The 12,474-nt window shown below is 66.2% G+C and carries 5 protein-coding genes; 2 read left to right on the top strand and 3 right to left on the bottom strand.

Translation table 11 applies throughout. From position 1 onward, the window contains the following. Positions 1-89 precede the first annotated feature (89 nt). Together OKA04_RS05405 and pbpC are read left to right on the top strand one after the other, a co-directional pair. The gene (locus OKA04_RS05405) at positions 90-5,870 is read left to right on the top strand and encodes an alpha-2-macroglobulin family protein (protein ID WP_264500114.1); all 5,781 of its coding nucleotides are present in this window, start codon (positions 90-92) and stop codon (positions 5,868-5,870) included. 105 nt (positions 5,871-5,975) lie between these two features. Continuing rightward, a complete protein-coding gene (pbpC, locus tag OKA04_RS05400; RefSeq protein ID WP_264500113.1) occupies positions 5,976-8,216 on the top strand; it encodes a penicillin-binding protein 1C in 2,241 nt (746 codons plus the stop codon). Positions 8,217-8,270: 54 nt separating this feature from the next. Here pbpC and OKA04_RS05395 read toward each other — a convergent pair whose 3' ends face one another. The 3 genes from OKA04_RS05395 to gmk form a co-directional block, all read right to left on the bottom strand. Continuing rightward, positions 8,271-9,377, bottom strand: coding sequence for a PepSY-associated TM helix domain-containing protein (locus OKA04_RS05395; protein ID WP_264500112.1), 1,107 nt, complete (start codon positions 9,375-9,377; stop codon positions 8,271-8,273). 28 nt (positions 9,378-9,405) lie between these two features. Then, positions 9,406-11,622, bottom strand: coding sequence for a TonB-dependent receptor (locus OKA04_RS05390; RefSeq protein ID WP_264500111.1), 2,217 nt, complete (start codon positions 11,620-11,622; stop codon positions 9,406-9,408). Between the two features lie 207 nt (positions 11,623-11,829). Further along, positions 11,830-12,429, bottom strand: coding sequence for a guanylate kinase (gene gmk / locus OKA04_RS05385; RefSeq protein WP_264500110.1), 600 nt, complete (start codon positions 12,427-12,429; stop codon positions 11,830-11,832). Between the last annotated feature and the right edge of the window lie 45 nt (positions 12,430-12,474).

Below are 12,474 nucleotides of genomic sequence, written 5' to 3'. Positions count from 1 at the left end.
AGCCTTTGGTTGAAAATATTTCCATGCGCGTATGACATGTCACCTGGCCGTGATTCCGTATCACGCCCCGGAAACTCATCCATACTACCATGCGCCCTACTGCCGTCTTGTTGGCGGGCCTCGTTACCGGTGCCACCGCCGCACCCCGACTCCACGTATCGACGACGTCACTGACGCCGGAGAGTACGATTGAACTAGTCCTCGACCGCGCCGCCGCCGATTCCGACCGGATCGGCAAGGAGGCTAAAACCGCGTGGCTGGACATCCAGCCCGCGTGGACCGGCACCCTCTTCTGGAAGGAGGCCAACGTGCTCGAATTCCGCCCCGCAGGCCCGCCGGCACTCGGGACGACCTACACCTTCAAGCTGACCGGTAAGCACGCCCACCTCGATGGATCGGTGATCCCCGTCGGCGAGCTGACGAAGCTGTCGAGCGAGCCTTTCCAGGTGGACTACGCCGCGCTGCTCGACCGCTACGTGGAGGACTGGTCACCGCGCACGGCTGCATTCTTCCTGCGCTTCAATGGCGACGTGACGCCGGACAAGGCTGCGCCCTTCCTCTTCTACGAGGCGGAGGGCGGCAAGCGGGTGGCCGCGAAGACGGAGCGCGCCACCTTTGGCCGGCTGAAGCAGCCCGGCTACATGGGGGTCTCGTGGACGGAGCGCTTCGCCAACCGCGGCAAAGCGGCCACGCCCCGGACCGACCTGAAGGCGGACACGGAGCTGCCGAACGGCCTCATCGTAACCCCGCTCCAGCCGCTGCCCGCGGGCGAGAACTGGCGGCTCTCGATGCTGGCTGGTCTGCCGGATGCGAGCGGCAAGGTGAAATTCGGCGCGGACGCCACGCGCCACATCGGCACCATCGAGCAGTTGAAGGTGGCGAGTCTGAACGCCCGGGTGGTGGCGGACGAGCCGCGGCGGATCGTGGTGGATCTCAATGCGAAGATGCCGGTCGATCTGCCGCCGTCGCTGGTGAAAGTGGAGCCGCAGCCGAAGGACCTTCGCATGGAGGTGCGGCGCGACCAGATCCACCTGATCGGTGATTTCTCCGGGGAAAACACCTGGAAAGTCACGCTCGATCCCGCGCTGACCTCCCAGGACGGCCGCGCCCTCGGGCAGCAGGTCACTAGGCAACTGACCTTCACCCCGCTGAAGCCGGAACTCGCCCTGCCCAGCCAGGACGAGAGCCAGCTCGCCTCGGGCAATCGCAAGTACCGCGTGCAGACCGTGAACCTCGCCTCGGTGAAAGTGCGCGTGAAGCGCCTGACCGGTGCCGAGCTGATCCGCGCGCAGCAGGGCTACCGCCACTACACGGGCATGGGCCACGATGGGAAGGCGATCAAGCCGACCCACGTGATCCCCTATGAGATGCTCGGCGGCGAGACGATCGCGGATCTGGAGATCCCCTTCGACACCGCTCTCGATACCACGCAGCCGCTGGTGCTGGATTGGGACAAGGTGCTGGCCGGTGATGCGAAGCCCTACACGCTCGGCTTCCCGAAGGACCCGGAGCCCGTCACCCCGGAGGCAAAAGCTCCCGCTGCGTTTTTCGTCGAAATCCTCGGCACGCCGAAGGACGGCATCCGGCTCGCGAGGGAAGACCGCACCGACTCGGACGGCGACTCTGCAACGGCGAAGTCACCCGTGGTGCAGGCGCTCGTGCAGCTCACGGACATCGGCCTCGCCTGGAAGATCATCGATGGCGAGGCGCGCGTCTTTGCCTTCTCCTGCCTGACCGGCAAGCCGCTGCCCGATGTGGAGCTGGCGACCTATGGCGAGGACGCAAAAGGCCTCCAGCAGGTGAAGACCGGCGCGGACGGCATGGCCGTGATGCCTCGCGAAAAGGCTGCCCGCCATCTGGAAGCGAAGCTCGGCAATGACCGCTATAGCGTGGCCTACGACAGCACCCTGCCGACCATCGGCCTGTGGCGCTTCCCCGTGCGCTACTCGTGGGAGCAGACGCCGCTGGAAATGCGCCGCGTCTTCCTCTTCACCGACCGCTCGCTCTACCGCCCCGGCGAGACCGTCCACCTGAAGGGCATCGTCCGCCATCAGGATGGCAATGACATCAAGGCCGACGCCGTGAAGCCTGCCCAGCTCGTGGTGACGGATCCGAAGAACAAGGAGATCCTTCGCCGCGACATCTCGGTCTCACCGGCCGGGGGCTTCGATGCGAGCTTCGAGCTGCCCGGGGAGACCACCGGCTACCATCAGGTCACCTTCGAGTATCCCGACGAACTCGCGAAACTGGAAGAGGTGGAGAATTGGTCCGAGCGATCCCGCATCCAGCAGAATGCCACCTTCTCGCTCGGCATCCGCGTCGAGGAGTTCCGCCGGAATGCCTTCGAGGTCACCCAGAAGATCGACAAGCCGGAGATCGGCGCGAAGACCGTCACGCTCGACCTGAAGGCCGCCTATTATCAAGGCCAGCCCGTCGCAAAGGGCGAGGTGGAGACCTTCACGACCGTGGAGGAGACGAACTTCTACCCGGAGAAATTCCGCGACTATCTCTTCGGCGATCACCGCACGCAGGACTTCAGCTACTGGTATCACTACTTCGGCTACCGCTGGGACGATGACAATGGCTCGCGCCGCTCCGAGAGCGAGTCGAGCAAGGGCCAGCTCACGGAAGGCGGCGAAATGCGCGTCGCGCTCAAGCTGCCAGATCCCGAATTCCCGATGGCCCGAGAGGTCTCCGTTTCCTCCGAGGTCACGGACGCGAACCGCCAGACGCTGAACGAACGCACGCAGGCCGTGGTTCATCCGGCATCCGTCTATGTCGGCATCTCCCGGCTGGATCGACTGGTGCGTGCCGGGGACCGCATTCCGCTGGGCATCGTGGCCGTAAAGCCGGATGGCGAGGCCTTCGATGGCGAGGTGAAATTCTCCGCCAAGCTCTCGCGCGAGGTGAATGACCAGGTGCGCCTCGCCAACGAGGAAGGCGGCACCGCGGTGCGCAACGAAAGCCGCCGCGAGGAACTCTCCACCACGGAACTGGTGCTGTCCGGAGGAAAGGGAACCGAATTCCTCCTCGCCCCGCAGCAGCCCGGCCTGCATCAGATCGAGCTGCGCGGCACCGATGCCGCGGGCAATGCCTTCGCCACCGTGACGTCCATCCACGTCTATGGCGGCGACGAGTATCCATGGGCCTATGAGGAAGGCGTGCGCATCAAGCTGGTGCCCGAGAAGAAGGTCTACCTGCCCGGCGAAACGGCCCGCGTGCTGGTGCTCTCACCGATCGAGGGCAGCGCGCTCGTGACCGTGGAGCGCGAGAAGGTGCTGCGCTCCTTCATGATCGACCTGAAGGCGGACAAGCCGGTGATCGACATCCCTCTCGGCGATGACGACGCGCCGAATGCCTACGTCTCCGTGCTGGTCATCAAGGGCGCGCAGGACAGCGGGCGGCAATTCAAGGAGCCGCAGCTCCGGCTGGGCTACTGCGAGCTGACGGTGGAGAACCGCCGCGACAAGCTGGGCGTGACTCTGAACGTGCCGAAGGACAGCGTGCTGCCCGGCCAGGAAGTCGAACTCGTGGGCAGTGTGCTGCTCGCCGATGGCAAGCCCGCGGCCAATGCCGAGGTCACGCTCTACGCGGAGGACGAGGGCACGCTGGCCGTGATGGGCTACGAGACGCCGGACCCGATGGCGCACTTCTACGATCCCCGCAGCCTGCGCGTGGACTGCGGCACGACGCTGGGCCACTTCGTCGCCGAGTCGCCGGAGGAGCAGAGCTTCTACAACAAGGGCTTCTTCATCGGTGGTGGTGATGGTGAGTATGGCAGCATGCCCCCGGCCCTGCGCCGCGACTTCAATCCCTGCGCGGGCTGGCAGCCGGCGCTGACCACGGATGCGAGCGGGAAATTCACCGCCACCTTCAAGATGCCGGACACGCTGACGCGCTACCGGGTCATCGCGGTGGCGCATCATGGCACGAGCCGCTTCGGCCACACGAAGGCGGACCTCGTAGTGAACAAGCCGCTGATGGTGGAGCCGCAGGCACCGCGCTTCGCGAACGAGGGCGACTCGCTCGACATCCGCGCGCTGGTCCAGAATGCCTCCGAATACAACGGCACGTGGAAGATCACCTTCACGCCGAATCCTCCCGCCTCCGATCCGGTCGCGGTGCTGGCCGGCGCGGAGACGGAGAAGACGCTGACGCTCGCGGCAGGCGGATCCGCCACGGTGATTTTCCCGGTGGACTTCAAGAACACCGGCGAGGCGGTCTTCACGTGGAAGGCCGAACCGGTCTCGCTGGACGGCGCCGAGCTGACGCCGGTGCTGGCCACCAGGCTCGCGGACCGCGTGGAGTCGCGCTTCCAGGTGCAGTACCCCGTGCCGCTGCTCCGCCAGATGAACCTGGTGAAGCTCGACAACAAGGATGCGAACCTGCTCAAGGGACTCGATCCCGCGCTGCTCGGTGGCCGTGGCAATCTGGAGCTGGAGCTTTCCCGCTCGCGTCTCTCGGAGGCCGCGGGCTCGGTGGACTACCTGCTGCAGTATCCCTACGGATGCGTGGAGCAGACCACATCCTCGATGATGCCATGGCTGGCAGTCGAGCAGCTCCGGGGCGTGGTGCCGAGCTTCGCAAAGTATTCGCCGCAGGAGGTGAAGAAAGCGCTGCAGAAAGGCGTGAACCGCTTGCTGACGATGCAGACCTCGGACGGTGGCTTCGGCTATTGGCCCGGGGATCGCGAGGCGGTGCCATGGGCCTCGGCCTATGCCGGTCTCGGCCTGATCCTTGCGAAGGAAGCCGGGGCGGAAGTGCCCGAGGCCGCGATCGCCTCGCTGGCAGGTCACCTCGAGTCCGGACTGCGTGGCATCGGCGCGACGAATTCGCCGTATGAATTGGAGAACGCCTGCCGCGCCACGTGGATCCTGGCGATGGTGGAACGCCAGCCCGCCGCCTACATCAATGCGCTGAAGAACCGCATGGCGGACCTCACCCCGCGCTCGCGCTGCCTGCTCGCGCTGGCCGCCGAGGCATCCGGCACGGGTGACCCACGGGCGATCCTTCGCGACAAGACGAAGTTCCGCCTGAAGGACGACGGCTGGATGTCCATCCAGAATGACCATGCGCTGTCCTTGCTCGCCTGGTCCGCCGTGGACTCGGAGAGCGCCGAGGCCACGACCGCGCTCGACCGGATGATCCAGGAGCGGAATCCGTATGGCCACTGGCAGACCACTTGGGTGAATGGCTGGTCGCTCCTCGCGCTGGCCACCTACGCGGAGAACCACGACGAGAGCACGCCGGCGACGGTGACGCTGACGAGCGCCGATGGCCCGCAGACCATCACGCTCGAGCCGGGCAAGCCCGCCGTTTCCTTCAGCTTCCCGCTCGATGGAAAGCTCGCGCTTTCGGCGACCTCCGACCAGACGGCCTACGTCCGCGTGAAGCTGGCGTCGAAGCCCGCGATCGCGCCGCAAAAGCCGGTGGCGAAGAACGGCATGGAGATCACCCGCTTCTACGAGCGCGTGAAATCCGACGGCACCACCGAACCGCTGGAAGCCGCGAAGCTCGGCGACCTGGTGAAGGTGACGCTGCAGGTCGCGCTACCCACGAACGACTCGCGCTACCTCGTGGTCGAGGATCACCTGCCCTCGATCTTCGAGGCGGTGAACAACGACTTCGCGAGCCAGGCGGCGAATCCGAATGCCGGACGCACCAGCGAGAACGACTGGGCCATCTCGCACAGCGAGCTGCGCTCGGACCGCGCGGTCTTCTTCTACGACCGCATCTGGAGGGCGGGCCGCACGGAGATCACCTACCTCGCGCGCTGCACCATGGAGGGCAAGGCCGTCGCGCCGCCCGCCAAGGTGGAGTCGATGTACGATCCGAACAATACCGCGCTCTCCGCCTCACGGGAGTTCTGACTCCCCATGTAGCGGAATGCCTGCGTCATTCCGGCTGGGTGCGGCCAAAGCATCCCATCCCAGCCGGAGCATACTTCAACCGCCCGTTCGAATACTCCACCAATCATGAAAGCCCGCCGTCTCCTTCGTCGCAAGCGCGTCGCGATCCCCGCGGCGATGGCGGCGGCCGGGCTTTTCGCGTGGTACGTGCTGCCGTGGTGCGTCCCCTTGCCCGCCGGGCTGACGGATGCACCCGCATCGCCGGTGCTGCTCGACCGCGGTGGCAGGCCGCTGCACCACCTGGTGCTGCCCGACTACACGCGCAGCTCTCCGGTGACGCTCGAAGAAATCCCCGCGGATCTGATCGCCTGCACCATCGCTGCGGAGGACAAGCGATTCCACGATCACGGCGGGATCGACCTGCTCGCCACCGCCCGCTCGGCAAAGGATGCCGTGGTCCACGGTCGCGCGGTCTCCGGCGCGTCCACCATCACCCAGCAGCTCATCAAGCTCACATCGCCTCCCGCGAAGCGGGACCTGCGCACGAAGGTCCGCGAGGCCCTGCTCGCGCGGCATCTGGAGATGAAGTGGAGCAAGGAGCAGATCCTGACCGCCTATCTCAACCGGCTGCCCTACGGCAACCATCGTACCGGCCCGGCGGAGGCGGTGCGCTTCTATTTCCAAAAGCCGCTCTCCGATCTCTCGCTCGCGGAGAGCGCCCTGCTCGCCGGGCTGCCGCAGGCACCGAGCCGGCTGAACCCGGTCCGGCACCCGCAGCGCGCGCTCGTCCGTCGCGGCATGGTCCTCGACCGACTCGCGAAGAACTACGATGCCTCTCGTATTTCCGCAGCACGGGCGGAACCCGTCGCCCTGCGCCCCCTGACCACGCGGGACCTCGCGCCGTGGCTGCCGTCCTTTGAAAATGGCCAGCCCTCTCCCCGCTCGCTGACGACCATCGATGCGGGAATCCAGGGCGACGTGGAAAGCATCGTCGGAGAGGAACTGGCGAAGCTGTCCGGCTCGCACATCAAGCACGCCGCGGTGGTGGTGCTGGACAACCGGACCCGCGAGATCCTCGCGCTGGTCTCGTCCGGCAATTGGCGCGACCCGAATGGCGGACAGATCAATGGCGCGCTCACGTTGCGCTCTCCCGGCTCTGCGCTGAAGCCCTTCACGTGGCTGCTCTCCTTTGACAAGGGCGGGCTGCATCCGGCGGCGATCGTCGCGGACATCCCCACGCGCTTCCGCACGAAAGAGGGCCTCGATGCGCCGGAGAACTACGACCGCACCTTCCGCGGCCCCGTCAGCGTGCGCGAGGCGCTGGCCTGCTCGCTGAATGTGCCCGCCATGCGCGCGCTCAATGACCTCGGCGGTCCGAGGCCGCTGAATGATCTCCTCTCGGGCATGGGCGTGCTGTCGGTGGGCCCGGACGCCTCGCCCTACGGGCTGGGCCTCACGCTCGGCAGCGCGCCGGTCCGGCTGCTGGATCTGACGAATGCCTACGCCACGCTGGCGGAGGAAGGCCGGCACCTGCCGTGGAAGCTCTGGATGGAGAAGCAGCACGATCCCGTCTCCCATCCGATGTCGCCCGCCTCCTGCTATCTCATCGCGGACATCCTGTCCGATCCCATCGCGCGTGCGCCCGCCTTCGGCCGTGGCGGGCCGTTGGAGCTGCCCTTCCGTTGCGCGGCGAAGACCGGCACCTCGTCCGACTTCCGCGACAACTGGTGCGTCGGCTTCACCCGGGACTTCACCGTGGGCGTGTGGGCGGGGAACTTCGACAACTCGCCCATGAAAGGCGTGTCCGGCGTCGCGGGCGCGGGGCCGATCTTCCATCGCGCGATGCTGAGGCTGCACCGCAATCACGCGCCACAATGGCTGGAGCGGCCGGAGGGACTGGTGGAAGTCTCCATCGATCCGCTCACGGGAAAGAGGACGAATGCTCCCGGCCCGGCGACGCTGGTCCCAGCAGACCGGATGCCGCTCTTCGCCTCCGCCGCGGACCGGGACGCCTCCGGGCACGTGCTACTGGATTCATCATACTCGGAGTGGTTCTCCTCGTCGCACAACCGGAAGCGGAATGCCTACGCCCTCGACAAGGGCATGCCTGCGGAATCGCCGCTGCGCATCCTCGCCCCGCGCGATGGCATGACCTACCAGCTCGACCCGGAACTCCCGAATGGCGGCACGCTCCACCTCGCCACGAATCTCCCCGGCCAGGCGGATTGGTCATGCGACACGCTCGAGGTATCTGCCGGTGGAGCGGAAGCCATGGTGAAGCTCAAGCCCGGCAACCACATCCTCATCGCCACCGACAAGCGCAACGGCGGCAAGCAGAATGTCACGATCAAGGTAGAGCAACGGTGAGCCTGCCTGCGGATGGAAGCATGTATGAAGGCCAGGGCGATGCCCGGGGCCATTTCATTTCCTCCCCTTCGCGGCGGGAGACGCACCGGGTTTCCTGTGCCGCTGCCACCAGATGGCCATGCCGCTGAGGCAGAGCAGCGCAGGGGCGAGACCGGCGGCGGACCAGAGGATCTTCGAGGTCAGCCCGCCGAAGTTCCCGAAGTGGAGCGGCTCGAAGGAGTCCACCACCTGCGTCCACCAGCCGTCCTTGGTGAGATCGTGCTTTGAGATCACCGCGCCGGTCTTCGAGTCAAAGGCGACCTGCGAGCCATACTCGCTGCGGAACCACGCGGCGTCTTCGGCGGATCCCCACAGCGTGAAAGGGCCACCCGGAGCCCAGGGCAACGAAACGTAGCGCGCCTCGAATCCCGGGATCTCTTTCTTCGCATCCGTCAGCATCGCCTCGATCGGCAGCTCGGAGGAAAACAGCTTCTCGTAAAACAGCACCTCATCCGCGGCATCGTGATGCGGCTCCACCAGGTGCTCGATGGTGTGTGAGACATTCCAATACGCGCCGGTGAATCCCAGGAGCAGATTGAAACCCGTGGACCACACGCCGACGAGTCGGTGGAAGTCCCCGCTGAGCATCCGGAAGCTCGACTTTAGCCGCAGGCGGAAGAGCGACTTCCAGAAGCGCCGGTAGAGATACAGCCCGGACCCGCCGAGGAAACACAGCGCCACGCCCAGTAGGCCGGTGACTGCGATGCCGATGTCGTGGAGGAAGAACTCCTTGTGCAGCTCCAGCAGCCAGCCCTTCAACGTCGCATCGTGATCGCGCGGGCGGCTCAGCACCGTGCCGCGATACGGGTCCACCGTGACCCAGTGCCAGTCGCGCGTGCCATGGGGCATCACGTAGGCACCCTCCGCGGCACGCGGGTCATCGCGGCGGAGTTCCCAGCCGGTGACCCCATGACCGGGCACCTGCTGCTCCACCGCGACGACGAGCTTTTCCAAAGGCATCCGCCCCTCCGGCACCGGCTCCACGCGCGTGGCCTCCGGGCTGATGACCGCGTCCAACTCCTGATGGAAGACCAGCAGGCTGCCGGTGATGCCGATCACCAGCAGCCCGAGGCCGGCCATAAGGCCGACCACGGAGTGGAGTTTCCAGAAGAGCTTTCGCACGATGCCGGTGACGGTCTGGCAGGGTGGATCAGAATTCGTACGAGGCCGAGAAGACCAGCGTCCGCGGCGCGCCGACCGTGAGGTAGCCGTAGCCGGGGAAGCCACCGGCGGAAGCCCAGTAGTCGTCATCCGCCACGTTCTCCACGCGGGCGCGGAGTGTCAGCGCATTGCCGTCGGAGAGCTCCGTGGTGTAGCGCACGCCGGCATCGAAGCGCGTCCACGATGGCACCTTCTGGGTGTTCGCATTGTCCGCGTACTGTGAGCTCGTATAGATCACGCGGCCATCCACCGTCACGCCGGGCAGGAAGGGCAGGTCCCACTCCGCGCCAAAGGTTCCCTGCGCCGCGGGAGCACCGATCTGGTCCGCGCCGAATTTCTCGGTGTCCAGGAAGCTCACGCCACCCAGCACGTGCACGCCGTCCATCGGCTCGCCGAAGGCGGAGATCTCCAGGCCACGGTAGGTCTGGTCGCGCAGCACGTCATAGATGCCCGCCGAGTTCAGACCCGCGATCGGCTTCTCGCTCTGGAAGACGCCGATGGATCCGCCGACGCAGTCGAAGTCAAACTTCACGCCCGCCTCGATCTGCTGCGTCACGTAGGGTGCGAGCGCCTGGCCGCCATTGCTGACCGGCGTGCCGCCGATGTCCAGCGGGGCGATGTCGCCCTTGGTGAGGCCTTCGATGTAGTTCACGTAGGTCGAGACATTCGGCGTGATGCGGTAGAGGATGCCGCCCATCGGGGTGACTTCCTCGTCCGAGTAGGCCGCGGTCAGCGCTCCGGTGGTGGGATTGTAGCTGTGGGTCTCGATCTCCTGGTAGCGGGCACCGGCGATGAGGAGGAGGCGGTCATCGAACATCGAGATCACGTCCGCGAGGGCCACGCTGCTGGTATTCGTCTCCTCCGTGACGCGCGGCGAACCGAGCACCCCGCCGAGGAAGGCGGTGGCCGGTGGCGGCGCGACGGGCGTGGGCAGGTAGATGCTGCCGGGGAAGCCAGCGAAGTCCGAGAAGGCGAAGGCATTCTTCTCCTCCAGCTCGTAGGCGGTGGCGGAGAGGCTGACCTGATGCTTCAGCGGGCCGGTCTCGAATTTCCCGCGGATGCCGATCTCGCCGGTGAGCACGGAGTCCTCACGGGTATTGTCAAAGCGGGTGGTGGTGGTCGCACCGTTCAGCGCGGTCACGGTCGGGTTTGCGAAGGAATTGTCCTCCTCGCCATCGCGCCCGCCGATGGCCGCCCACGCGGTCCAGTTTTCACTGAAGTCGTACTCCGCGCGCAGGACGCCGAAGAAATTCTTGTCGTTCGCGTAGGTCCACGGCTGGGCCACACTGCGAGATGCCGAGGGAGCGGGCAGCACCGGGATGCCGGCACCCATGGTGATGCTCGGCTGGGTGGCGTCGCGCTTCAGATCCTGGAAGCCGATATCCGCGGAGACGCGCACGTTTTCGCCCCGCCAGTCGAGGCCGAGGGCGACCATCCCGAGCGAGACCGACTCGCCATCGACCGCGGTATCGCCGTCGCGCAGCACGCCATTCAGACGCACGCCGAAGCTGTCATTCGCGAAGCGGCGGGAAGCATCCACCGCCCCGTAAAGCTGGCCGCCGGTCTGGATGCCGGTGGTGAATCTGGTGAGAGGGTCATTGCCCGCGCGCTTTGGCAGCACGTTCACGGTGCCGCCGAGGCTGCTGCCGCCGGGGGCCGCGCCATTCAGGAAAGCACTCGCACCGCGGAAGACCTCCACGCGCTCCACCAGCTCGGCCGCCAGGTGCTGGCGCGGCAGGATGCCGTAGAGGCCATTGAAGGTCATGTCGTCCGAATACACCGGCAAGCCGCGGACCATGTAGGTCTGCTGGAAATTCCCGAAACCACGCGTGACGCGCACGGCAGGGTCATTCAGCAGCACGTCGCCGACGCTCTGCGCCTGCTGGTTCTCGATCAGCTCCTCCGTGTAGCTCGTGAGCGTGAAGGGCGTCTCCATGTAATCCCGCGCGCCCAGCAGGCCCACGCGGCCGCCGCGAGCGATCTGTCCACCGGCATAGGCCTCGATCAGGCCGTCGGCGCTGGCATCGGCGCTCGCTTCCACCGTCATCTCCTCAAGCTCCTGCACTGCATTCGCCTCAGCGGCAGGTGCTTCCGGGGTGGTCTGCGCGCAGGCGAGACCGGTGGCGAGGGCCGTGATCCCCAGTTGCCAGCGGAGCGACCGGCGGCGGAAGTGAGGCAAGGAGGGCGAAGCGTGGATGGCTTTCATATGGAAGGATCTTTAGTTGAGAACGAATCTCAACAGAGCGGAAATCAAACAAAAGCCCTTGGGTGTCAATTGTGGATCTCAGCATGCGCCTCCGCAATTTCACGCACGCGCTCCGGGATCAACGTCCGTCAGGGCGCGAACAACCCACCGGGGTGCCAACCCGGGATCGCGAAACATCGAAGGAATCGAATGGCCCCCGAGCCGAGGTCACGCCTCCCGCAGCCGGGAGACGCGCAGGCGCTCGCCGGTGAGGAGGGACTTGAATCTCACGTAGTCTTCCTCCGGCGTGGCGGAGAGGAGGCGGTAGCTGTACGCAGGCCAGTGGTGCATCTCGTCGATGGCATTCCGCAGGCGCAGGGCGATGACGTCGTCGCTATCCGTGCCGCGGCCGCGGAGGCGGGAGGCCAGCTCATCCTCATCCGGCGGCATGACAAAGAGATCAACGAGGGCTGCGCGGATCGCCGGGTCATCGCAGGAGCGGACCAGGCCCGCGCCCTGGACGTCGATGTCCATGACCACATCCGTGCCCGCGGCGAGGCGCTCCACCACCTCGCTGCGCAGGGTGCCGTAGCGGTTCCCGTGGACCAACGCGTGCTCGAGGAAATCCCCCGCCGCCACCTTGGCCTCGAACTCCTCCATGGTGAGGAAGAAGTACTCCTTCCCATGCGTCTCGCCGGGCCGGGGCTGGCGGGTGGTGCAGGAGATGGAAAACTCCGCCTCACCCTCGGCGGCAAGCCGTCGGCAAAGCGTGGACTTCCCGGACCCCGAAGGGCCGGAGACAAGATAGAGGATACCGGAGCGCGCCATGAAGATGGGAGATGGTGGACTGTAGATGGCAGATGTTTCCTCAAG

The organism is Luteolibacter flavescens (assembly GCF_025950085.1).
Taxonomy (GTDB): domain Bacteria; phylum Verrucomicrobiota; class Verrucomicrobiia; order Verrucomicrobiales; family Akkermansiaceae; genus Haloferula; species Haloferula flavescens.
This window is presented reverse-complemented; position numbering and strand designations above follow the sequence as displayed.